Source organism: Acinetobacter sp. RIT698 (assembly GCF_009668065.1).
Taxonomy (GTDB): Bacteria; Pseudomonadota; Gammaproteobacteria; order Pseudomonadales; family Moraxellaceae; genus Acinetobacter; species Acinetobacter guillouiae.
Genome location: NZ_WJYH01000014.1, coordinates 1 through 24,280, shown reverse-complemented (window position 1 = coordinate 24,280; position 24,280 = coordinate 1). Strand labels below are relative to the sequence as shown.

Below are 24,280 nucleotides of genomic sequence, written 5' to 3'. Positions count from 1 at the left end.
GAGATTAACAGGTTAATCTCTTAAAGCGTTCATTCGTACTTAGGCAAGGAATTCTTTAATTGCAGGCACTAAGCGTTTTAATAAATCATCTGCTTGTTGATGATTCATATTCAAAGCCGGCAGTAAACGAACCACATTGCCTGAAGTAACGTTAATAATTAAATGGTGCTTATCACGTGCAATGTTTACTAATTCGGCACAGTCTTTAGGTAATTCGATACCAATCATCATACCGAAACCACGCACAATCACATTTTGCTCTACAAGTTGAGCACGGAACTGATCGACCAGATATGCTCCAATTTCAGCAGCATTTGCAACGATGTTTTCTTTTTGGATCAAGTCAATCACTGTGTAGACAACGCGTGAGCCTAAATGCGTACCACTATAAGTAGAGCCGTGATTTCCCGCAGCAAGTACCCCAACACCACGACCTTGTGTCATCACAGCACCAATTGGGAAACCATTTCCTAGGCCTTTTGCTGTGGTTAAAACATCTGGAATAATATTGGTATGTTGATAAGCAAAGTATTTACCGGTACGACCATTACCTGTTTGGACTTCATCTAGCATCATCAACCAATTATGTTGATTACAAATACGACGAATATCTTCAAGGTAGCTAAAGCCTTGAGGTGCGGTATTGACACCGCCTTCACCTTGGATCGGTTCGACCAAAATTGCCACAATGTCAGGATGCTGAATAGCGGCTTCTTCAATGGCTTCTACATCGCCAAAAGGCACACGAATAAAGCCTTCAACCAGTGGCGCAAAGCCTTCTTGAACCTTTTTATTGCCCGTAGCTGAAAGCGTTGCAAGGGTACGACCATGGAATGATTGATCCGCAACAATGATTTTGGGATTAGAAACACCCTGTAAGTGACCAAATTTACGTGCAATTTTAATTGCACCTTCATTTGATTCTGCACCACTGTTTGAGAAAAAGATTTCTTCCATACCCGAAACTTCAGCCAGCTTTTGCGCTGCTGCAGTTTGCCAAGCGACTTCGTAAATATTGCTGGTATGGATTAATGTAGCCGCTTGTTCTGCAATAGCCTCTGCCAGCACAGGATGAGCATGTCCTAAGCCACACACGGCAATACCTGTCAATGCATCTAAATACTCTGTACCATTTTCAGTATAAAGATAAGAACCTCGTCCTCGTACAAAGCTGATCGGTTGACGGCTGAATACAGGCATCAAATGTGAAGGTTGATCAGTTTGTACCGGAGCGAGGGTGATGTTATTCATAACTAACTCTTATCTGTTAGGAGTGGAAAGGGTAAAGGATTATCTAACCAAAATATGCGCAAGATTTAAAGCTTTAATATAAATAAAATTGGAAATAATCGTCTAGACATATTCTTTATTGTGGATTTAGGTATAATGCAGGCAGATGAGTTGAGGATTTAATCAATGACTGAACAAGCGCGTGATACAGAAGCGTTAATTCGCGATCAAATAGCTAAACATGCAGTACTTCTTTATATGAAAGGTACTCCGCAATTCCCACAATGTGGTTTTTCTGCACGTGCAGTTGAAGCACTTAGCCAAATTGGTCGTCCATTTGCTTATGTAAATATCTTGGAAAATCCAGATATTCGTGCAACTTTGCCACAAATTGCAAATTGGCCTACATTCCCGCAATTGTGGATTAATGGCGAATTGATTGGCGGTAGCGACATTATGCTAGAAATGTTCCAAAATGGTGAATTAAAACCATTGATTGAGCAATATAGCCCAGCAGCAGATGCTTAATAAGTAGATGATGTAGAAAAAGCACCAGAAGGTGCTTTTTTATTGGCTAAGCTTTATGTTGTTTTCACTTGGCTGAACTGATCAGTTGCCTAGACGAGATTATGTCGTGACTGATGCACTGTTTCAATCTTTGTTTGTTTTGAATATTTAACAAATTATCAGAATAAATTAGACAAAGCTTTGAATATTCAAAGCTTTGTCTATCTGAAGTTTAGCCAAGAAGCAACTTAAGCTGACTTGTGCTTATTTTGTTTTGCCGCAACTTCAGTTTGGTTTTCGTCAGTAATGATGCTTGCTGATTCAGCTTCTGCCTTTTTCTGTTTTTTTCCTTTGTTCTTTTTTTTCTTTTTCTTTGGCTTTTGCTCTATTTCAACGCCATCTTCCAAGGCTTGCCAATATTCAAGCTGTGCCATCACTGCTGCATAGATTGAACCTTTGGTATAACGACCTTTCTTGTCTAATGTTCCAACAGGACGTGCCATTAGGATTTCTAAAGCTTGATCAATGGTGTCAATTGCATGTATATGGAATTGCCCCTCATTGACAGCCTCAATCACATCATGGCGAAGCATTAAATGCTGCATATTCTGACGTGGAATAATCACCCCTTGTTTGCCTGTTAATCCTTGGAGTTTGCATGCATCGAAGAATCCTTCAATTTTTGCATTGACCCCACCAATAGGCTGAACTTGACCCAATTGGTTCATCGAACCTGTGATCGCCCACGATTGATCAATAGGCAATTGGCAGATTGCGGAAATCAATGCAGATAGTTCTGCAACCGTGGCACTGTCACCATCCACTTGACCATAACTTTGTTCAAAGGCGAGGGCAGCAGAGAAATGCAAAATCTGTTCACGACCAAAATGAGCCTTTAAGAAGCTCGACATCAGCAAGACACCTTTGGCATGTAATGAACCACCAAGTTCTACACTGCGCTCGATATCTAGAATGTCACCGCCACCTTGGTATACAGAAGCGGTTAAGCGTGAAGGTAGACCAAACTCAACATCAGCATAGTGGATCACGGATAAAGCATTGATCTGACCCAAGCGATGGCCGCGTGTCTCAATCAGTTGGGTACCACGTGACAAGTCTTGCCAATAGAGTTCTCTTAAATAGCCTAAGCGATATTGACGATGTTTAAGGGCAGTGTTGATATGATGAGAGGTGACTAACTTTTCATCTGACTGTGCAGCGTGATGATGAGATTCACGGATCAAGTCACCTAGGGTCAAAGCATGTAGAGACAATGAACTCTGGTCTTCAGCTTGGCGACTTGAATCTGTTAGTAATGCCGCCAATGCTGAGCGATCAAAAGGCAGTAATTTGTCTTGTTGAACATAGTCTGCAATCAGTTGCATATAAGCTTGTTCATTATCATCATTACGTTGCAGGGTATCGGTAAAATCAGCACGAATTTTAAAAACACTGCCTAATTCTGGCTCTAGTTCTAAAATTTCATAATAAATTTCAGGTTCTGCCAATAAAACCACTTTTAAGTTGAGTGGCACAGATGCTGGCTCAATTGAAATACTGCCCGTTAAAGTCAGCATGTGCTCAAGAGAGGATAGCTTTAATTGTCCTGATTTTAATGCACGTTTTAGCCCTTGCCATGCATAAGGCTGTTCTAACAGCTGTTCTGCTTCTAAAATTAAAAAACCACCATTGGCTTGGTGCAATGAGCCTGGGCGAATCAGAGTAAAGTCCGTGGTGATGGTGCCATTTTGCGTCAGCTGTTCAACATGTCCCAGTAAATTGTAATGTGTTGGGAAGTCTTCAAAAATAACTGGTGCACCGGAATTCGGTTTATTGCTGACCACAACATTGGCTTGGTAACGTGAAGGAACCCGATTAAATAAAGCAGGAGAGAACTCTTCACCTTCTTGGTCTAAAATCGTTTCAACATTTTCAATGATATCTGCTGCAAAATGTTTTAAGTATTGATCGAGTCCATGAACGGTTTTAAATTTACTTAAAATTAAATCAATACGAGGAATCACCACTTGTTTGGCAATATCACGATTCAGTTCAGAAACTTGATCACGTGCATCATCTTCCAAATCGCCGAGTTGTAGACCAAGGCGCTCAAGCTTTTTATCCATATAACGCATATTGGAATTAATTTCTGCGCGCTGTTTACTGTCAAGCGCATTAATATCTTCCTGTGACATTTCCAATACTTTGTCATCTTTGACATGGATCGGCACAAAAATATGTTCATCGTTACGATTAATCAGTTTTAGGTCGAGGTCTTCGCCTTCTTTGGTCAGTTCAACTAAAGCGAGTTGTTGCTCATTCCCCGTAATTTGACGAATGCGTTCAATACGATTGTGATACGTTTCGGCACTAAAGCGACGTTCAAGTTGCTTGAGAATGGTTTGCCATGCTTGATGGATTAAAGCTTGAAACTTACTGCCTTGGCCTGCTTGAAAACGCAGTGCAATCGGTTGTCGTGCATTTTTAAAATTATAAACATAGACCCAATCATCAGGCGTTTGCATGGTTTTGGCATGTTGTTGCAGCAAGCGCTTGATCATGGTTCTTTTGCCAAGACCTGCCGTACCCACAGCAAAAATGTTGTAGCCTGAATAAGGTAAAGCAATCCCTGCTTCTACAGAGGCTCTAGCGCGATCTTGCCCTAAGAAATTATTTAAGGGCTTGATTCGCTTGGTTGACGTAGGAATCTTGCTTAGATTGGGGATATGCGTCAGTTGTTCTGATTTTAGTGCGGTTTGTGTCAACGTGTTTTGAATTTCCGTTTGATCAAAAGCAGATGGAAAAATCGTTTCAGTTTTTTGTATTGGGGTTGCAGTCGTCGTAATTGAAACAGTAGTAGAGCTTAATTGATCGTGTCTTTGGGTCACAGGTGAAATCCAAAACTTATATGGGTTGAAAAGTTAAAGGTATACAGGATTGGGGGTAAAGATCAAGCGCCAAAAGCGGAAATATCTGTAAAAGCGCTCATCAGTTGCATAAAAGTGATTGAAACTCTAAGCATTAAGCGGTTGAATAGCACTATTTCATTTTTCAGAAAATAACAACGCAATGACAACGCAATTATCTCAGCAATCAGCTGAGCAGAATTCCACAGCAAAAAATGGGTGGAAATCTGCTTTTGCCGCTTTTATCGATCGGCGTGCTGCAATTATGCTCTTTCTTGGGTTTTCAGCAGGTATTCCAATTCTGCTCATTTTCTCAAGTTTATCTTTATGGTTGGGTGAGGCTGGAATTGAAAAAAGTGCAGTGACTTTTTTTAGTTGGGCCGCGCTGGGCTATTCTTTTAAATTTGTATGGGCACCGCTGATTGATGAATTACCCGTCCCGATACTCACCAAAAAACTGGGTCGGCGCCGTGCATGGTTGTTGATTGCACAAGTACTGATTATCTGTGCGATCTGTATTATGGCATTTTCTGATCCAGCTTTGGGCCAAAGTTATATTTACCAAATGGCTGTGGGGGCAGTATTACTGGGGTTTTCCGCAGCAACACAAGATATTGTGATTGATGCCTATCGAATCGAGCTGGCTGAAACCGAGATGCAAACGGTGTTGGCATCGACCTATAACGCAGGCTATCGTTTAGGGATGATTCTAGCCGGAGCGGGCGCTTTATTTCTTGCTGCTTCTTTGGGGACTGCAAAAGGGAACTATATTTATGAAGCGTGGAAATATACTTATTTAACGATGGCGCTGGTGATGCTAGTGGGCATTATCACCACTTTAGTAATCCGAGAACCCTTGGTTAATCGAGTTGATAAACACTATAAAAATATTGATTACTATCGTTTAGTTTTGGTCTTTATCTTGGCTGTGGCGAGTTTTGTTTGTTTATATATTTACTCCGATGACATGGTTCAATATCTGCAAGCGACTTGGCAAGTCGAAGACAACTTGCTGAAGTTTTTAATGGAAGCAGTACGCTTTTTAGGTTCAGGTCTCGGTGCAATTCTTGTTGCAACATCGTTGATTCGTTTTGGTGTGGTCAATAAAAAGATGGCCTATGAGACTTGGGTTAACCCGATTGCTGATTTTTTTAAGCGTTATGGGGTAAAGCTAGCATTGGTTTTACTGTTATTGATCGGTTTTTATCGAATTTCAGACATTATTGCGGGTGTTATTTCGAATGTTTTCTATCAAGATTTAAACTTTACCAAAGAGCAAATTGCAGAAGCCGTTAAAATTTACGGGGTTATTTTTAGCCTATTGGGTGGTTTTTTAGGTGGCTTACTTGCGCAACGTATGAACATTATGAAATTGATGTTTGTTGGTGCTGTTTTAGCAAGTTCAACCAATTTGATCTTTATTGGGTTGGTAAAATCGGGTGCACCAATGCAAGCTGTATCTGTACAGATTGGCGATAAGAAATTTCAAGCTCAACCTGATGAAGTAGGCTATTGGAAAGTTTCTGTGCCTGGTCAGGACTTGGTAGAGGAAAATACCATTCATATCAAAGCAGCATTGGTTGATCAGGCTGTCGCGAATGAATATACGGTGCCCTATTTAAAAGAAAATGCCAAGCCCCAAATTCAATTGTTGCCTATTACCAGTGACAATCAATTGTCTGAAACAGAAGCAAAGCAAAGTATTGTGGTTAAGGGGCAGATTGCAGGAATACCTGTATCTGAGCTTAATCTAGATCAGCCGATTACCCTTAAACTCGATGGCAAATCATATCCTGCAAAATTAGATAAAGATGGTTTGTTTAGTGGTGCGATTGACGGTAAAGCCTTATATGCTTCTGGCTCAAAAAACGTGATCGCCGTGGTCAATTATCAACACGCACAAGCAGCATTAAGTACTCAACAAAGCTATCAATTAACAACGATAAAAAGTGATATCGATGTAGATGTTCAACCAATTCCAGTGATCAAAGCGGATTCATCTGCAGCCGTTGAGATTAAGGGTAAAGTGATTGAGAAATATAGTTCTGGTTGGCTGTATTTTGCCATTGTTGTCGATAATTTAGCTTCTGGTTTAGCTGGTGCAGCATTTATTGCGTTCTTGTCTAGTTTAACCAGTGTGTCATTTACAGCAGTTCAATATGCGATCTTTAGTTCATTGATGACGCTTACACCTAAGATTTTGGGCGGGTATTCTGGAACAATTGTCACCCACATTGGTTATCCTAAATTCTTTTTAATGACCACCTTAATTGGTATTCCTATTCTATTGCTTGTGTTGTGGGTTGGAAAATTATTGCGAGAACATCAAGCGCAAAAGGTGGATCAATCCATCGAGTAAACGACTGAATTACTCAAGATAGATTTATGATGATCGCAAGAGCCTATTTTATCTTATAGATAAAGTAGGCTTTTTTAACAGGATGAGAATTTGAATCATTGGATTGCTAACACATTCAAACAGCTTATTCGAAAGATAAAGCTGTAGTGTTCATCTAAAATAAGCGGATATTGCTTAAAAATAATCCAGAAGACGACATCATTGATCAGCTGAAATATAGATAAATTGAAATATTGAACTGTATTGCCTATATTGGCAGATGATATCTGATCAAACAGGAAAATAAATCATGCGCATGTTGCATACCATGTTACGAGTAGGCAATTTAGAACAATCTTTAGCGTTCTATACTGAAGTTCTCGGTATGACATTACTTCGTAAACGTGATTATGAAGAAGGGCGGTTTACTTTAGCATTTGTGGGTTATGGTGATGAAGAGCATCATACTGTATTAGAACTTACCCATAATTGGGATACTGCAAGTTATGAATTAGGTAATGCTTATGGACATATTGCCATTGGTGTCGATGATGCCTATAAAGCCTGTGAAGAGATCAAAGCACGTGGTGGTAATGTGATACGTGAAGCCGGACCTATGAAAGGTGGTGTCACAGTCATTGCTTTTGTTGAAGATCCAGATGGCTATAAAATTGAATTGATCCAACAAGATCAAGATGCACGAAATAATTGATCATTTAAAAATGATGCGGGGCTATTGTTTATTTGGCAAAGACATATCAATAGACCTTAAATTAACTTGATATGTGTCGTAAATAAATAGTGAACATTTAGCCAAATGAGTAGCTTTATTTATTTCGCTCAGTAAGATTGAATTTTACCCGATAGTAAAATTTAACTACTGGGCTTTTTCATGTTTAAAATACAGGACGTTGCTTATGAAAATGTTGAAATTATTAGCATTGGATCGCTTTACGATACTTTTAATCGCGATGGTGGTTTTAGCTTCTATTTTACCGATTTCAGGTCAGGCAGCGCTTATCTTTGGAAAAATCACCACAATTGCGATTGCAATTTTATTTTTCCTACATGGCGCAAAATTATCACGTGAAGCCGTGATTGAGGGGATTTTGCATTGGAAATTGCATGGATTGGTTTTTGCTTTTACCTTTTTAGTTTTTCCTTTATTGGGACTAATGGCAAAACCTGTGCTTGAACCTTTGCTGGGTCAACAGTTATATTGGGGTTTTCTGTTTATGTGCTTTTTGCCGTCGACAGTACAATCGTCAATTGCATTTACCTCTGTTGCAAAAGGGAACGTGGCAGCGGCTGTATGCAGTGCCTCATTTTCAAACCTGATCGGTATGTTTATTACTCCGATTTTGGTGAGCATATTTATTTTCGGTCAATCTAAGCATAATTACGATCCGACTTCTTCTATTATCGAAATTACCTTGTTGTTATTGGTTCCATTTGTTTTAGGGCAACTATTACGCCCCTATGTATTTCCATTGATGCAGAAAATGCCAAAGATCGTCAAAGTTTTTGATCAAGGCTCGATTTTGATGGTGGTTTATGGTGCATTTAGTGGGGCAGTGGTGGCAGGTTTATGGCATCAGGTCAGCTTATCTACATTGATTTACCTCACCTTGGCATGTTCGATTCTACTCACAGTGATTATGCTGTTGGCGTTGTATGTTCCAAAATGGCTTGGATTTAGCAAAGCAGATCAGATTTCAATCTTCTTCTGTGGATCGAAGAAAACCCTTGCCAGTGGTGTGCCTATGGCGCAGATTTTATTTATTGGGCAGCCTTTAGGTATGATTGTGTTACCGATTATGATTTTCCATCAAATCCAGTTAATGGTTTGTGGGGTGATTGCAAACTATTGGTCAAAGCAAAAACATTCTGACGAATAAATTAGTATCGATTGGCTCGCAATTTATAAATATTTCGAGTATAATCTTGCCCACTTGTTGTGCTTAGCTCTGACGCTTATAGTCTCGGTGGGCCAAAAGAAATGGTCTGTTGTGGTGTTAACCTGCTGGTTTTTAATTTAAATCTGCTTTCCTCAAAGTTTTATTAGACTTTGAGAGTGGTTAATTGCGATGACAGCTAAACCTTTCTTAACTTAGGAGAATCGACCATGCGTGCCGATATTCACCCAAAATACGAAAAATTAGTTGCTACTTGTTCATGTGGTAACGTTATCGAAACTCGTTCAGCTTTAGGTAAAGAAACACTTTATCTAGACGTATGTTCAGCTTGCCACCCATTCTATACTGGTAAACAGAAGAATGTTGATACTGGCGGCCGTATCGATAAATTCAAACAACGTTTTGCTGGTATGTCACGTTCTGTTAAGCGTTAATACGACAAAACATAAAAAACGGGCTTTAGCCCGTTTTTTTGTTGCTGATTTTTATCTCGTGTTGATCTATTTCAGGATCAGACAAAGTGATAGATTTAAAAAAAGGTTGAGCATTTAAAACACTCAACCTTTTTTAGTATTAGACTCTATTGATCTTGAACATCAGTCAAGTGATCCAATTTCTTTTGGAAATATTCACCTTGCAAGAATCTGACATCTACATTCCAAGCATTTGCAAAAGAGTTCATATCATTTAGATTTTTCAGTAGCAATTCAATTGGCTTGATTGCATGATATTTTTCAAGGGTATGCTGGAATTGCGTCATAGTCGCATCACTATTAAGCTGCTTTGTAAACTTCTCATCCAGCGTTACTAAGCTCACATCCAATTGTTTTAAGATGGCTTCACTTGAAATGCTCGAACCAAAACGTCGAATTGAAATTTCGGCACCATGATCACGTAAAACGCCAATTTGCTTTTGAGTTTCTAAGATATTTTTTGCAATATCTTCTTCATCAAATTGTAAAATCAGTGGATGAGATTGGCGGCTTCCAACAATGGTCAATAGTTTAGAAATAAGCTCAGGGAACTGTTTATCATGGAACAGCACATGACGATTTAAATTGACGATTAATTTTGCCTCTGGATATTGAGTGATAAAGTTATGTAATTGCTTACATGCTTCGACTAAAATCCAGCGATCTAATTTAATTGAAAGCTCAATATCATCATCTAAATCAATTAAATTACTTACTTTTTTCCACTGATTTTCAAAAATAAAACCGCTACTGACTTCATAGGTATTTAAATTGCTATCTTGTTTGTCATAAAGCTGCTGGTATTTTAGCTGAATCTCACCTTTTTCAAGCGATTGAGCAATTTGACCAAGAATCGCGGAGGTTTTAAAGATATGTGGCGCTGGTGTTTCTTGAATTTGAACTTGTTTCTCTACAGCTGTATTTTCAACTTGAGGTTTTGGGGCAAATTCAATGGAGTTACTTTGCACTTGCAGCGGTTCTGCTTGATCTAATTTTGGTTCAAGCAATGACAATTCAATTTTAGTGTCCTGTAAAGTTGCCGTTAATTGTTGGTCGGATACAGAGTCTTTTTTTGCCAGACGATGATTATAAGCTTGTTCTAAAACGTCGTTAAAACTTGCTTCTGTAAAGCTGTTTTGCTGTATGTTTGAATAGCCAATCTTGATATTCAGTGGGTAAGTATGACCATCAATTTCCAATAATTGTGGTTTTTCTAAAGCATGCAGCCCATGAATACGAGATTCTAAAATGGTATCAGACTCAGCTTGTAAAATCACTGCATACAACAACATATCAATTTGATATACCGTGGTATTGGTTTGTTCTTGAATGAAGTTTTTAAAGCCATCTAAGTATTGAACGGCTGTTTTCCACGGAGAAGTTAAAATATTCTCAGGACAAGCGGCAAAGCTAAACAGTACCAATGCATTCGATTTGGCAGGTTGGTTAATTAAAGCGTACTGAATTTTTTGCAAACTACTTGCGACAGCACTGATGTTTTTCTTATTCGATTCGGAGGGTTGTGTTTGCGGTTTTTGACTTGCAGAATTGATTTCAATGGTGATTTGGATACAGTCTTCTTCATCTGAAGGCAGAAATTCAATTTTTAATGGATTTTCTGATTTAGCATTGCTATTCAGTGTATCAATTTCAAAACGTGCTAAATCAAAATTACCTTGAGAAATCTTTTTAAAACGTTGTTTAAAATCATTGATATTCTTCGGTTTTAAAATATCTAATATCGGCAATCCGATAATTTCTGCTTCATCTTTTAGACCAAACAATTTTAAATATTCAGCATTGGCTTGGGTATGGATACCTTCCTGAATTAAGGCAATCGCTTTATGTTGTTCTTCAACCAAGGCTTGGGCTTGATTCTTTGCACTTTCAAGATCGTTTAAAAGGTGCTTTTTCGCTTGTAAGGTACGGCTATATGACAACGCACGGATTAAGCTAATGTAAAAACGATCAGTATATTCTAAATTAACGACATCATAGATGCCTTTTTGAATATAGGATTGATATTGGTTGGTTTGATAATCTTCAGGTTCTAAGAATAAAACAGGCAGATCAATATCAGCAGAGGCTTGAATCAAGGTAATAGCTTGCTCAATCTTGATGTCATAAGCACGACCAAAAATAATCAAGTCCCATGAGGTATTGAGTTGTTTTTCAAAACTTTTTAAATCATCCAATAAAAGCGCTTGTACTTGATGATTCTTACTTTGAAAAAGATCAATAATTTGATTATAACGAATCTGGTTATCATCAATAATGAGTAATCTAGTTTCAGAGAGTTTTAATTTTTTCGATAATAATAAATTTCTCACTTTAAAGCTTCCCATACATCTTGATTATTCAAATTGGCAGATTGGTGTTGAATGAATTGATCAATGCGGTCATTTTCTTCATCATTGATCAATTCAAATTCGTACTGAATAAAGCTCTGGGTAATTAACAATGTTTTTGTTAAATACACCTTAATTTCTTCAGTGTCTAAACGTAGATAAATTGCTTGCTGTTCTTTGAAGAACGGTAAATTTGGCAAAATAATAGAAACGTTGGATTCATTTAAATTTTGCACTTGAACCATAAGGCAAGGGTGGTAGTTAATCGTCGAACGATCAGCTGGAACTTTTACCGCACATGGGTAGATGTCTTGAGCTAAAACCTCTAAACCCACTTCATAGGTTTTTTTAACCGATTGTTTGATCCAACGAATGATCGCACCTTTCCATTTGTCATTGAGACTTTCGTTGACCAAGATAAATTCACCCGTGCGTAAATTTCGTGGGGTTTCATCTGACCAGCGAATACGATAACCGTTTACACTAATATCCAGTACTTGGGTTTGATAGATCTGTTTTGCTTCACGGTCTAAAGTTTTGATTTGTCCTAAGTTCGATGCAGTGCTTGAACCTGTTGAAATCGATGAATGAATATTGGACTCAGACTGAAATGCATAATTATTATTTAAATTAAGTGTTTCATAGAAATTTTTAGCTTTGGATAAATAGAAGTGTGCGGTTTGTAAGCTAAAACAAATTTGAAGTTGTGCAGAGTATTCATAACGCTCATGTTGACGTTCAGTTGTTGTACCCAAGACATTTTGCACATGAAATTTTAAGGCAGCAGATAAATAGATTTGTTCATTTTTAGACAGATATTCGTCTTTATGAATCGTTGAATTAATATGTTCGAGCAGATTCTGTGTAGAAATATACAAAGAAGTACGGAAATTCGCATGTTGTTTGCGATTATAAATTGGTGGAACGTCTTTAGAGCCATCAATCACATAACGCGATAAGCTGGTTTCTCTTGGTAAAATTTGGATCAGTTTGACCCAATCAAAAGTACATTGATAAAGTGCTTGTGTTTCTGAAGGGCGAATCTGGTGCGTATTAAAAATATCCAAAAGCAGCACTTGCGCATAGGCTTGCTGGATATTTTGAATGGTAAAGTGTGTGCCTTGTAATTGGTTGATATTGATATTAAATTCTTGGTTTTTAACCGCAAGCTCATAAAGATGATGTGTAGTGAGCCATTGATGGGTCAATGGACCACTGTAGAGCATTTGCTGTTGAACCAACAATAAACCAAGTTGTTCTAAAGCATAAAAGGTTGCAAGTGTACGGGCTGTTTGTAAATTTCGTTTTTGTTTGAAATTAAAAAATGAGAATTTATTTGAAACCAGTGTCTGATGACTTCTTCGCACAATATTGATATAGACGTTGGCAAAATAGGTACGAATTCTAGAGGATAAATCAATAATATGTTCAATACGCGCATTTTGAGAAAGACCTTGATTTAAGATGTTTTTTTCAAGGCTTGATAAAATGCTTTCGGTAATTGGGTGTAAAACTTGAATTAAATCAAAGCGCAGCATTTCGCTACAATCGAGTTCGCTGATTTCACAAATGGCTTTTAAGACCGACTCTGAGGTATCGCCAAGTTGCATAATAGATAGTGTGGCCACCCATGCATTGACAGATGCCACCGAATTTTCTGCAAAACTTAGACTTTCTCGTTGTAGAACCGTGATATTTTGAAAAATTTCTGAAATTTCTTTATTTATCATGAGCATTTCAACTCTTAAAAGGTTGTGACTCCAAACAGCGGTGTTTTATTATTTTCTCCCGCGACTTCTCGAACCAATTTAGGAACTAGATAACCCGGTAAACTGGCCAATACATCCTTATAAATCTGATCAATTTTTTCCGCCCCTAAATCGAAATGATGCGCACCTTTTACTTTATCTAAAACATGAAGATAATACGGTAAAATTTGTGCTTCAAAAAGTCGTTGACTCAAATTAACGAGAGTTTGTGCAGAATCATTCACACCTTTAAGTAAAACCGCTTGATTCAACACAAGAATATTTTGTTTTGCTAAATGAGATAACTTTGCACAGGTCAAATTATCTAATTCTGCAGGATGGTTCGAGTGTACCACTAGAATTACACGTAGCCTACTGTTTTTCAATAAAGAAACCAGCTCTTCATCGATTCTTTCTGGAATTACAATTGGAACGCGTGAATGAATTCTCAAGATCTTAATCTGACTGAGAGATTCTAGACGTTCTATCCAAGTGGCTAATTTTCGGTTAGATAAAGTTAATGGATCGCCACCACTTAAAATCACTTCATTGATTTCAGGATGAGCTTCTAAATAGCCTTTAATGTTCAACCAATCTTCATTTTTAGGTAAATTTTCTTGGTATGGAAAATGACGACGGAAGCAATAACGGCAATGCACGGCACATGCACCAGTGAGGGTCAGTAAAAAACGTGATTTATATTTATGTAAGACCCCAGCAATTTGATTGGCTTGTTCTTCATCAAGTGGATCTGTGACAAAGCCTTCGTGTTCTTCCATTTCCAGATGATGTGGTAAAACTTGCAGTAAAAGCGGATCTAGGGGATTGCCAACTTCCATCTTTCTGACAAATGCACGGGGCACACGTAGTTTAAATTGTCCAGACGCAAGGATTGCACCAGACAATAACTGTGCTTTAGAAAGTTCGAGTATTTCTAACAGTTCTAATGGATCAGTAATTAAATCACTGAGTTGAGATTGCCAATTTTGCTCTTGATATAAGTAATTTAACATGCCACGTGCAATAAATAGTTGAAGATAGGGGAAAGCGGGTGGTATTGCTTGTTCAGATTGAATCTGTCAGGTTCAATCTGAAATGTTTCACTGGAAAAATGCTTTCAGTACAGCTGATTTGTATTGAACAGCTGTGAATCACCAATGAATCGAAGATTTTACCCTCAATCTGACCGAACATGGGTAATTTTTCATTGCTTCACGATGTATTGCTCATTTAGAATACGAAAAATGTAAAATACATTCTTTGCTGTTTGGAATGATCACTGTCACAAATCGGGTGATTTGCTGATAGCATCGCAGTAGAGATTTAAATTAGTAAGTTCGGAGTGTGCCTTTCATGGCCTATTATTCTACAAATGATTTCAAAGCTGGCCTAAAGGTTATGCTTGATGGTAACCCATGTTCAATCATGGAAAACGAATATGTAAAACCAGGTAAAGGTCAAGCGTTTAACCGTGTAAAACTACGTAACCTAAGATCTGGCAAAGTATTAGAAAAAACTTTTAAATCAGGTGAATCTTTAGAAGCAGCTGATATTGTAGAAGTAGAAATGGATTATCTCTACAACGATGGCGAATTATGGAACTTCATGGATCCAGTATCTTTCGAACAAATTGCTGCTGATAAAGTTGCAATGGGCGATGCTGCAAAATGGTTAAAAGACGATTCAAACGAAAAATGCACAATTATGCTATTTAATGGTATTCCATTAAACGTTAGTGCGCCAAACTTCGTTGTATTGAAAATCGTTGAAACTGATCCAGGTGTACGTGGTGATACTTCAGGTGGTGGTGGTAAACCAGCTAAACTTGAAACGGGTGCAGTTGTACGTGTTCCATTATTTGTACAGCAAGAAGAAAGCGTTCGTGTAGACACCCGTACTGGTGATTACTTAGAGCGTGCTTAATCATTTTATTGAAAAATGATGACGCTGAGGGATGATGAAAATCATCCCTTTTTTATTGCGCATAGCTTGAGTTGCTATACGGCTTTTTAAAAGTACAAGCCTTTATAAAAATAGCGAACATCGGCTAAATTTTCGACTAAAGTCGTAGATCGACAGCCTATAATTAATAGTAGAGTCAGAGAGTCGGATAATTACATTGATGATAAAAATAACAAAGTCGCGATTTAAGTCACTGTGATGTCATGCTAATAGTACATATTCAGACCAGTTTTAATGCCAAAGTCTTAGATGAAAACAAAAAAATGAGGAGTAGAGTCACCAAGGAATGAGTCACGGAAATGCATTACGCTTTATAAAAACAATGGAACTGCTTTTTGTAATCAAGATGTGAGGTTTTAATGGAAAATATTCAAACAAAATCATCACCCTTATCAAAATTGATCTGGGTGATTGTCGCCATAATTGGTGCAGTATCTTTTGGAATACTTGCAGTCAGCAAGGGTGAGCATGTCAATGCGGTTTGGCTAGTGCTTGCAGCGATATGTGTTTATAGCATCGCATATCGTTTTTATAGTTTATTTATTGCGACCAAAGTTTTTGAACTGAATCCTCGGCGATTAACACCAGCACATCGTTTAGCAGATGGCTTGGATTATGTCCCGACCAATAAATATGTACTTTTTGGTCACCATTTTGCTGCTATTGCAGGAGCGGGGCCATTGGTTGGGCCTATTCTTGCTGCTCAAATGGGTTATCTACCAGGAACAATTTGGCTTTTGGTCGGGGTTGTTCTTGCTGGTGCAGTTCAGGATTTCTTGGTCTTATTTATCTCTACACGACGAGATGGGCGCTCACTTGGCGAAATGGCAAAGCAAGAGCTGGGTTCATTTGCAGGTGTAGTGGTGATGCTTGGCGCATTAGGTGTAATGATTATCATCCTTGCCGTATTGGCACTGGTGGTGGTGAAAGCACTGGCACATAGTCCTTGGGGTGTGTTTAGTATTGCAGCAACGATACCGATTGCCTTATTTATGGGCATCTATATGCGTTATATCCGTCCGGGTAAGATTGCAGAAGTTTCTATCATTGGTTTTGTGTTAATGATGGCTGCAATTGTTTATGGTGGAAATGTTGCTGCTGATCCTTATTGGGGACCATTTTTCACATTAACAGGAACACAACTTACTTGGGCACTCATCATTTATGGATTCGTGGCTTCGGTTCTACCTGTTTGGCTGTTATTAGCACCGCGTGATTATTTATCAACATTCTTGAAAATTGGTGTAATTGCGGGTTTAGCAGTCGGTATTATTGTAGCAATGCCAATGTTAAAAATGCCGGCTGTTACGCATTTTGTTGATGGTACTGGTCCTGTATTTGCTGGATCTATGTTCCCATTCTTATTTATTACCATTGCTTGTGGTGCGATTTCTGGCTTCCATGCCTTAGTCTCATCTGGGACTACACCTAAACTGATTGATAACGAAGTCAATATTCGTGTCATTGGTTATGGCGGTATGTTGATGGAGTCATTTGTTGCAATCATGGCAATGATTTGTGCAACAGTGCTTGAACCTGGTGTTTACTTTGCGATTAATGCGCCAGCGGCAGTATTGGGTACTACAGTAGAGAGCGCAGCAGAAGCAGTACGTACACTTGGTTTTGTGGTTACACCTGAGACATTGAGCTTGCTGGCAAAAGAAGTGGGTGAAAGTACGATTCTTTCGCGTACTGGTGGTGCGCCAACATTTGCAATTGGTATGGCTCACATCATCACGGATATTTTTAATAATCGTTCAATGATGGCGTTCTGGTATCATTTTGCGATCTTATTTGAAGCCTTGTTTATCTTAACTGCTGTCGATGCAGGAACACGCGCATGTCGTTTTATGGTACAGGATACAGTGGGTATCGTTGTTCCAGCACTTAAAAACTCACACAACTTTGTTGGGAATATGATCGGTACTGCGGTTGCTGTCGCTGGATGGGGTTTCTTTGTTTATCAAGGTGTAGTCGACCCACTTGGTGGTATTAACAGCTTATGGCCTTTGTTTGGTATCGGTAACCAGATGCTTGCGGCAATGGCTTTGATCTTAGGTACGGTGATTTTATTTAAAATGAAGAAAGAGAAATATGTATGGGTCACCATTATCCCAACAATTTTCTTATTCATTACCTGTATGACTGCGGGTTGGCAAAAAATCTTCCATACCAATCCTAAGATTGGATTCTTGGCTCAGGCGGATAAATTCTCAACAGCAATTGCCAATGGTGAAATTTTAAAACCAGCCAAAACACTTGAAGAAATGCAAACCATTGTATTGTCCAATCAAATCAATGCTGCACTGTGTGCATTCTTTATGGTTGTTGCGATTGTGATGCTGTTTGCTGCTATTGGCGCAATTCGTCGTGCATTGGCAAGTCCTACGCCAACAGTAAATGAAGCACCAGCGGTGTATGCAGATCCTGAAGAAGTGTCTGTTTCTAAATCACACTAAGTTGATATTACAGATAGAGTGAGAGGTGAGTGATGAAGCTTAAATTTGCTCAAGGTGGTAAAACGGTGATTTATAAAATCATCAAGATGACCATCATGTCGCAAAAGGAGCTAATTTTTAATCCTAAAAATTGGTCCAGAATTGCAACACTATGGACACGCTTACAGCAAAGTTTCCGTTTGATGGTGGGTGTTCCAGATTATCAAAATTATCTGGAACACATGAAAAAGCATCATCCCGATATGGATGCAATGGATGAAAAGACCTTTCATCGCTATTGTGTAGATGCCCGCTATCCAACGGCTGGTGGAACAATGAAGAAGTGTCCATGTTGATATAAGTACCCGTTGATTTAAAGCTTAAATAGAACGGCACTTGGGTGCCGTTTTTTTTGAATATGAGCGAAGCGATTTATCGGTTTAACGCAATAACAGTGTACTTCATGATTAGACTTGTCGGATAACTGACAGTTGGCAAAGACTAACTCCGCTAGAATCATCTAATAGATATAAATGCAAGGAGACTGCTATGAAAATCTGTATTTATGGTGCGGGTAGTATTGGATGCTATATTGGCGGTCGATTAGCAGCGGTAGGTGCTGATGTGAGCTTTATTACGCGTCCTCGTGTATATGAAGAATTGAGGACGTCTGGTTTAAAACTGACAGATTACACTGGTAAAACGATAAAAATCGCGGCAAATGATTTACAGCTCAGTGTTGATCCTAAAATAGTCACAGATGCCGATATTATTTTTGTATGTGTAAAATCGGCTGCGACTGAGCAAGTGGCCAAGGAACTTTATGACAACTTGGGTGTTCACAGGCCCTATATTGTGAGTTTTCAAAATGGGTTGAGTAATGTTCCAATTTTAAAGCAGATTTTAAAACATCATTCGATTTTAGAAGGCATGGTGCCTTTTAATGTTGCAGTTCAAGCAGTTGGGCATTTTCATCAAGGGACATCTGGTGCGTTGCATGTGAAAGCGTATACACAGCAACAGGATTTAGCCAAGCTTTTTAAACAAGCTGAATTAGAGATTGTTTTTGATCAGGATATGCTTGCGGTGCAATGGGCAAAAATTTTGCTGAATTTAAATAATTCAATCAATGCTTTATCAAAGTTACCATTAAAACAACAATTGTCTAATCATCAATATCGACAATGCCTTGCTATGGCGCAACAAGAAACGTTACATCTCTTAGATTTAGCACAAATCCAGCCAGCCAAACTCACGGCAATTTCGGCACATCTATTGCCTAAAATAATCAGTTTGCCCAATTTCATTTTTAAAATATTAAGCCGTAAAATGTTGGCAATCGATCCCTTGGCGCGTTCATCTATGCAAGATGATTTGATGGCAGGGCGAACCACAGAAGTGGACTGGATCAATGGGGAAGTTGTCCAGCTCGCCCAACAGTTAGGTAAACAAGCACCCATCAATAAAACCTTAATCGAATTGATTAAACAGGCTGAAATTTCAGAAAGTGAATTTTCAATTGGTGCACACGATTTAAAAACAAAGTTAGAGCATGCCGCAAAATTAAAAGTGTAAATTTTGGCTGATAGGGGAAGCTATAAATGTTGAAGTGTATTCAGCAAATGAAAATAAGGATTTATCGCAGTCAAGATTGAGTATTCCTTAAAACCGTGTATGTTAAGGAAGTTACAATAATTTTATTGGGGAAATAAAAGGTGATTTGGGGAACAACACAAGTAAAAGCATCAGAACAACATAGCACTGTATCAAATTTAGACCTCACTCAGTTTTATCCAAAAATTGATGATTTTTTAAGTCAAATCAACCAAATTATTTTAGATAAAAGTCATCAGACTAAACTGGCGTTATGTAGTCTATTGGCTGGTGGACATTTACTTTTTGAAGACTTACCCGGACTTGGAAAAACCACCTTAGCCAGCAGCTTGTCACGTTTAGCAGGTCTCGATTTTCAACGGATTCAGTTTACCAATGATATGCTGGCAAGTGATGTGATTGGGATCAATATGTTTAATCAAAAAGAACATCAATTTGAGTTTAAACATGGTCCAATCTTTACCCAAATTCTGCTTGCAGATGAAATTAACCGCTGTAGCCCTAAAACCCAAAGTGCTTTGCTTGAAGCAATGGAGGAGGGCAATGTCACTATAGATGGTACACGTTACCCTTTACCACAACCATTTTGGGTGATTGCAACGCAGAACCCACTTTTTCAAAGTGGAACCTATAGTTTGCCAGAGTCACAACTTGATCGTTTTTTGATGCGACTTTCTTTAGGCTATCCATCACGCGCAGCAGAAAAATTATTATTACAACAAAACTCGCGACATGATTTGATCGAAAAGTTGCAAGCGATTTTCCAACATCAGGAAATTTTGCAATTACAATGTGTGGTAAATCAAATTACATTGAGTGATGTTGTTTTTGAATATATGCTTGATCTAGCAGAAGAAACACGTAAAGGTCGTCATGGCTTATCTCCACGTGGATTACTGGCGTTAAAAAAATCAGCACAAGCCTATGCCTTGATTGAAAAAAGACAATTTGTAATTGCAGATGATGTACAAGCAGTGTTTGTTGCTGTGGTGTCGCATCGTATAGGATTAGGTGAATCTGAGACACGAGCACTTATGCAAAAAGTTCCTGTTAAGGGCTAATTGGAAACGCTTATGTTAGGTCAACGATTTGTTAAATGGCTGCATCTTCGGTTTCGCTATACAGGAATCCGTACACTGAAACAAAACCAAGTGTTGGTGTTTATGTACCAACAAGGTTTTTTGTATCTGGTCCTTATTCTGATTACTTTTATCGCTGGGATTAATTATGCCAACAATTTAATTCTTGGTTTTTGTTTTTTAATCAGTGCGATTTTATGTATTAGTTTCTATCTCAGTTTTAAACAATTACATGCGATTACATTAGATGTGGTTGTCGATGAGGTGGGTAAGGTCAATGAAGCTTTTAAAGTGAGAATTAACCTACAACAAGACCGTGCTACGCCTAAGTTTTTAAACTTTAAAATTGATGAACAATTACAATCTTTTCTATTTGAAGAAAAACAACAAAGTTTTGAATTGAATTTTATCCCACAACAACGAGGTGAATTTTCAGTTCCCCCAATTCAAATTTACTCCACATATCCGATTGGTTTAGTGCGGGCATGGACCTATATCTATTTAACTGAAAGTTACTGGATTGCCCCTGAAGCGAAGTCTTTAACGCATCAATCACAGAATTATTCCAATACGGGTGAACCTGATTTAGATGAATTTAAAGAGTTAAGGACTTTTAAATCAGGTGATTCATTGCAAAGCATTTCTTGGAAACAAGCCGCGCGTGGACAAGGATTATTTGTAAAGCAATTCGATGATTTGGTCGATACCCATGCGATGCAAATTGAATATAGCAAAATGCCAAGCGCAGACCATGAAGAGAAGCTAAGTTTTATGATGGAGTTGGTCGATCGATGTCATCAAACGGAAACGCCGTACAGTATCATTTTACCACATGCACAAACTGAAAATGGGATTGGAGAACAGCACTATATTCATATCAAAACCTTATTGGCGCAAGCGTGAGGATGAACAATGAATAAATCGATACAAATTTCAATTTTAGTTGTGCTGAGTTTGATTTGGCTGGCACAGCTGGCTTATATGCCTGTGGCATTGTCTATCTTATTCCTCATGAATATCGTGGGTTTAGCGCTGTATTATGACAAAACCAATAAACATCAAGTCTATAATCTGCCTCGATTATTTGCACAAACCCCAAAATTAGTTTTTGCACTTTTAGCCTTACTCATCATTTACTTTGATTCACGCACATTTTTAGGCGTTGAAGCAGGTACAGCGGTTCTCTCCACATTTTTATTTGCGAAAGCACTGGAAACCAAATCAAAGCGTGACTTTATTATTCTGTTTAACTTTGCTTTGTTCGTTAGTGCCAGTTTGTTTTTACACAGCCAAGCCTTTTGGATGGCACTGTTAGTTTTATGTTGTTTAGTCAGTTGTTTGGTTGGACTGTATCGTGTACAAATTGCCAATTTTGAAATAGAGCAACCGATTTTTCAGTCACTTAAAAGTGATTCATTGCATATTCTTAAATTTATTGCTTTGGCGCTGCCATTCTTTGTTTTACTGTTTATGTTTTTCCCGCGTTTGCCACCACTTTGGCAAATCCCCATTCCCAATAATAAAGCGGTAACGGGATTAAGTGATCGCATGTCACCGGGTGATATTGCTGAGCTTTCACAGTCAAGTGCATTGGCATTTCGAGTTATTGGCAATATGAAGCAATTGCCAAATCGTAATGAGCTGTATTGGCGAGCGATGGTGCTTGATCGTTATGATGGTACAACGTGGACAAGTGAGTTTGCCAATAAACAGGTAAAAGCTTATTCCAAGATCGCAGGACAGATTGATGGATTTCATTATCAATATCTTGCCAGTGACCCAAGTCAGCAATGGATTACCGGTTTGGAAAAGTCCATTCCAATAGAACAACGTTTTGAGTTACACCAAGATTGGTCGATTACACCTAAACGACTGGTACAGCGTACCCAGCCAATTGAATTGCAGTGGGTGGGGAGTCAGGTTAGAGATATTCAGGATTCACATTTTGAACAGGTGATGCTGAAAAATAATCTCAGTTATCCGAAAAAGAGTGATCTACAGGCCCAGAAGTTTGCTTTAAATCTATATCAGCAGAGCCAGTCCAATCCTGAAGCTTATATTCAGAATGTATTGAACTGGTACAAGAAAGAAAATTTTGTTTATACACTTGCACCAGGAAGGTTGGGGAATAACCGCGTTGATGAGTTCCTATTTCAATCACGGCAGGGGTTTTGTGAACATTATGCCTCAAGCTTTGTCTTGCTGATGCGTTATGTTGGAATTCCAGCGCGTGTAGTCACAGGCTACCAAGGCGGTGAGTTGTCTCCTGATGGTCAAAGTTGGGAAGTACGCCAGTTAGATGCACATGCTTGGGCTGAGGTTTACCAACACGGGCAATGGCAACGTATTGATCCAACAGCCATCATTGCACCAATGCGCATTGATCGTGGTATGCAAAATGTGATGAATGACGATCGTTCGATTTTTGGTGATGCAGGTTATTCAAATTTGCGTTTCCAGCATTCATCGCTGCTTAGAACGCTGCGTGTTTGGAGTGACTATGCTAGTTTTCAATGGCAGAGTAAGGTTGTCGGTTATGATGCAGAGCAGCAAAGCGGCTGGATGAAGAAGCTTGGCTTAACATCGGCTTATAGTTATGGTTTGGTTTTAATTTTTGGAATTCTTGGATTACTGCTGATCTATTGGGGTGTGACGCAATTTTGGCGTACTCGTCAAATGTCAGGGCTTGAGCGAATCATTGTTCAATTTAATCATCAATTATCTGAGGTTGATCAAAAAGCTGAATCAGAAACCTTTCAACAATGGATGCAGCGTTTAGCCTTGCGGACTGAACAAAAACATCTGTTTGAACAAGTGAATGAGATTTTTCAAAAAATTGTCTATTTAGGTAATGAAAATCAACAGGATATTCAAAATATCAAGAAATTGCTTAAAGAGTGTGCGAATGCATTAAAAGTAAAGAAATAAGGCTTGTCATCTTATTAAAAAATGAATAATATTCTCAGCACTTCAGGTGTATAGCTCAGTTGGTTAGAGCGCTACGTTGACATCGTAGAGGTCTCCAGTTCGAGTCTGGATATACCTACCAAGATTTTTAAAGACTTATAAGCGATTCAAAAGCTTATAGGTCTTTTTTTTGCTTTTGTTGCATCTCTATTATTCGTGAATTCAGAAAAATTGCAGAAACTGGCGGTATATTCAACATGTTTGCAATAAGTTAGCAACAAAATGAAAATATCGAGACCATGTGGCAATTTTTGACGTATTCAAAGTCAAGTACAAACATCTTCGTGATGCTGGAACAGGAGATACCTTAGAAGAGTGTATTATTGTTAGGACTCATAGCATACACGCGTGACTTTAAATTATGCTCTGCTGTATTGAATTCAATATAGATTAAAATCTATTCATGTTATTGATATATTACTCAATAATCTTTCCAGCTTAGCTTAAATTTAACTTACATATATAAAGATATATGTACATTTAATCATTAAATTACATTTTTAAAAAAATCATAATAAAAAAAAGAAATAAAAATGAGTTATAGTCTAAATGATTTTAAATTGCAGGAATCACACTATTGAGTATTCATGAAATAGTACTTCAAGATGATAAATTTCATTTACATAAACTTGTCAAAGTTAAAGATAGTATTTATGACCCAGTCAAAAAAGATGAATCTACTTTGTGGTTTTGGATTTACTCAGACACATCTGAATTTTTTTACTTTGAATTATGGGATGAACTTGATCATGCA

At 38.2% G+C, this 24,280-nt stretch carries 17 protein-coding genes and 1 tRNA gene; 13 read left to right on the top strand and 5 right to left on the bottom strand.

All coding sequences use genetic code 11. The features are described 5' to 3' along the window. Nucleotides 1–39: 39 nt before the first annotated feature. Entirely contained in the window at nt 40–1,251 is a 1,212-nt protein-coding gene (locus GJV03_RS08385) for an aspartate aminotransferase family protein (protein WP_004721267.1), read from the bottom strand. A 165-nt stretch (nt 1,252–1,416) separates the two neighbouring features. Here GJV03_RS08385 and grxD point away from each other — a divergent pair, with 165 nt between their 5' ends. Then, nucleotides 1,417–1,758: a Grx4 family monothiol glutaredoxin gene (gene grxD / locus GJV03_RS08380; protein WP_004721264.1), complete on the top strand. Its 342-nt coding sequence runs from the start codon at nt 1,417–1,419 to the stop codon at nt 1,756–1,758. A 227-nt stretch (nt 1,759–1,985) separates the two neighbouring features. On the opposite strand, the gene GJV03_RS08375 is transcribed toward grxD, so the two are convergent. Further along, complete coding sequence (locus GJV03_RS08375) at nt 1,986–4,625, bottom strand: ATP-binding protein (protein ID WP_166782653.1); 2,640 nt, start codon at nt 4,623–4,625, stop codon at nt 1,986–1,988. A gap of 181 nt (nt 4,626–4,806) precedes the next feature. Between GJV03_RS08375 and GJV03_RS08370 the strand changes: the two genes are divergently transcribed. The 4 genes from GJV03_RS08370 (at nt 4,807) to rpmE (ending at nt 9,331) form a co-directional block, all read left to right on the top strand. Continuing rightward, complete coding sequence (locus GJV03_RS08370) at nt 4,807–7,002, top strand: MFS transporter (RefSeq protein ID WP_154129874.1); 2,196 nt, start codon at nt 4,807–4,809, stop codon at nt 7,000–7,002. A gap of 289 nt (nt 7,003–7,291) precedes the next feature. After that, entirely contained in the window at nt 7,292–7,693 is a 402-nt protein-coding gene (gene gloA, locus GJV03_RS08365; RefSeq protein WP_151957066.1) for a lactoylglutathione lyase, read from the top strand. Nucleotides 7,694–7,898: 205 nt separating this feature from the next. Then, on the top strand, nt 7,899–8,879 hold the full coding sequence (locus GJV03_RS08360) for a bile acid:sodium symporter family protein (protein WP_171500356.1): 981 nt from the start codon (nt 7,899–7,901) through the stop codon (nt 8,877–8,879). 227 nt (nt 8,880–9,106) lie between these two features. Then, the gene (rpmE, locus tag GJV03_RS08355; RefSeq protein WP_004721254.1) at nt 9,107–9,331 is read left to right on the top strand and encodes a 50S ribosomal protein L31; all 225 of its coding nucleotides are present in this window, start codon (nt 9,107–9,109) and stop codon (nt 9,329–9,331) included. 146 nt (nt 9,332–9,477) lie between these two features. On the opposite strand, the gene GJV03_RS08350 is transcribed toward rpmE, so the two are convergent. From GJV03_RS08350 to epmB, 3 genes are read right to left on the bottom strand one after another with little or no spacing between them, the layout of a single operon-like run. Further along, a complete protein-coding gene (locus GJV03_RS08350; RefSeq protein ID WP_105712933.1) occupies nt 9,478–11,715 on the bottom strand; it encodes an EAL domain-containing protein in 2,238 nt (745 codons plus the stop codon). Beyond that, nucleotides 11,697–13,448, bottom strand: coding sequence for a hypothetical protein (locus tag GJV03_RS08345; protein ID WP_034612070.1), 1,752 nt, complete (start codon nt 13,446–13,448; stop codon nt 11,697–11,699). Before GJV03_RS08345 ends, GJV03_RS08350 begins: the two co-directional genes overlap by 19 nt. 14 nt (nt 13,449–13,462) lie before the next feature. After that, nucleotides 13,463–14,479: an EF-P beta-lysylation protein EpmB gene (gene epmB / locus GJV03_RS08340; protein WP_004721248.1), complete on the bottom strand. Its 1,017-nt coding sequence runs from the start codon at nt 14,477–14,479 to the stop codon at nt 13,463–13,465. A 340-nt stretch (nt 14,480–14,819) separates the two neighbouring features. On the opposite strand from epmB, the gene efp reads away from it, so the two are divergent. From efp to GJV03_RS08300, 8 genes are all read left to right on the top strand, one after another. After that, nucleotides 14,820–15,389 (top strand): elongation factor P, encoded by a 570-nt coding sequence (gene efp, locus GJV03_RS08335; protein WP_004721246.1) that lies wholly within the window; start codon nt 14,820–14,822, stop codon nt 15,387–15,389. A 398-nt stretch (nt 15,390–15,787) separates the two neighbouring features. Beyond that, complete coding sequence (locus GJV03_RS08330) at nt 15,788–17,887, top strand: carbon starvation CstA family protein (RefSeq protein ID WP_105712931.1); 2,100 nt, start codon at nt 15,788–15,790, stop codon at nt 17,885–17,887. 32 nt (nt 17,888–17,919) lie between these two features. After that, on the top strand, nt 17,920–18,222 hold the full coding sequence (locus GJV03_RS08325; protein ID WP_004721243.1) for a YbdD/YjiX family protein: 303 nt from the start codon (nt 17,920–17,922) through the stop codon (nt 18,220–18,222). Between the two features lie 193 nt (nt 18,223–18,415). Continuing rightward, nucleotides 18,416–19,441: a 2-dehydropantoate 2-reductase gene (locus tag GJV03_RS08320; protein ID WP_154129873.1), complete on the top strand. Its 1,026-nt coding sequence runs from the start codon at nt 18,416–18,418 to the stop codon at nt 19,439–19,441. A 140-nt stretch (nt 19,442–19,581) separates the two neighbouring features. Further along, nucleotides 19,582–20,541 carry an AAA family ATPase gene (locus GJV03_RS08315; RefSeq protein ID WP_004721240.1) on the top strand — a complete coding sequence of 320 codons (960 nt, stop codon included), beginning with the start codon at nt 19,582–19,584 and terminating at the stop codon, nt 20,539–20,541. A 12-nt stretch (nt 20,542–20,553) separates the two neighbouring features. After that, nucleotides 20,554–21,462, top strand: coding sequence for a DUF58 domain-containing protein (locus GJV03_RS08310; RefSeq protein WP_154129872.1), 909 nt, complete (start codon nt 20,554–20,556; stop codon nt 21,460–21,462). Between the two features lie 9 nt (nt 21,463–21,471). Continuing rightward, nucleotides 21,472–23,487 carry a DUF3488 and transglutaminase-like domain-containing protein gene (locus GJV03_RS08305; protein ID WP_154129871.1) on the top strand — a complete coding sequence of 672 codons (2,016 nt, stop codon included), beginning with the start codon at nt 21,472–21,474 and terminating at the stop codon, nt 23,485–23,487. 44 nt (nt 23,488–23,531) lie between these two features. Next, a tRNA-Val gene (locus GJV03_RS08300) sits at nt 23,532–23,608 on the top strand. The last annotated feature ends 672 nt before the right edge of the window (nt 23,609–24,280 follow it).

Bases quoted from the DNA above. Each gene is read 5' to 3' on its own strand.
- GJV03_RS08350 (WP_105712933.1), bottom strand. From the start codon at position 11,715: ATGGGAAGCTTTAAAGTGAGAAATTTATTATTATCGAAAAAATTAAAA.
- GJV03_RS08360 (WP_171500356.1), top strand. From the start codon at position 7,899: ATGAAAATGTTGAAATTATTAGCATTGGATCGCTTTACGATACTTTTA.
- efp (WP_004721246.1), top strand. From the start codon at position 14,820: ATGGCCTATTATTCTACAAATGATTTCAAAGCTGGCCTAAAGGTTATG.
- GJV03_RS08370 (WP_154129874.1), top strand. From the start codon at position 4,807: ATGACAACGCAATTATCTCAGCAATCAGCTGAGCAGAATTCCACAGCA.
- GJV03_RS08330 (WP_105712931.1), top strand. From the start codon at position 15,788: ATGGAAAATATTCAAACAAAATCATCACCCTTATCAAAATTGATCTGG.
- GJV03_RS08345 (WP_034612070.1), bottom strand. From the start codon at position 13,448: ATGATAAATAAAGAAATTTCAGAAATTTTTCAAAATATCACGGTTCTA.
- grxD (WP_004721264.1), top strand. From the start codon at position 1,417: ATGACTGAACAAGCGCGTGATACAGAAGCGTTAATTCGCGATCAAATA.
- GJV03_RS08305 (WP_154129871.1), top strand. From the start codon at position 21,472: ATGAATAAATCGATACAAATTTCAATTTTAGTTGTGCTGAGTTTGATT.
- GJV03_RS08310 (WP_154129872.1), top strand. From the start codon at position 20,554: ATGTTAGGTCAACGATTTGTTAAATGGCTGCATCTTCGGTTTCGCTAT.
- gloA (WP_151957066.1), top strand. From the start codon at position 7,292: ATGCGCATGTTGCATACCATGTTACGAGTAGGCAATTTAGAACAATCT.
- GJV03_RS08325 (WP_004721243.1), top strand. From the start codon at position 17,920: ATGAAGCTTAAATTTGCTCAAGGTGGTAAAACGGTGATTTATAAAATC.
- rpmE (WP_004721254.1), top strand. From the start codon at position 9,107: ATGCGTGCCGATATTCACCCAAAATACGAAAAATTAGTTGCTACTTGT.
- GJV03_RS08385 (WP_004721267.1), bottom strand. From the start codon at position 1,251: ATGAATAACATCACCCTCGCTCCGGTACAAACTGATCAACCTTCACAT.
- GJV03_RS08320 (WP_154129873.1), top strand. From the start codon at position 18,416: ATGAAAATCTGTATTTATGGTGCGGGTAGTATTGGATGCTATATTGGC.
- epmB (WP_004721248.1), bottom strand. From the start codon at position 14,479: ATGTTAAATTACTTATATCAAGAGCAAAATTGGCAATCTCAACTCAGT.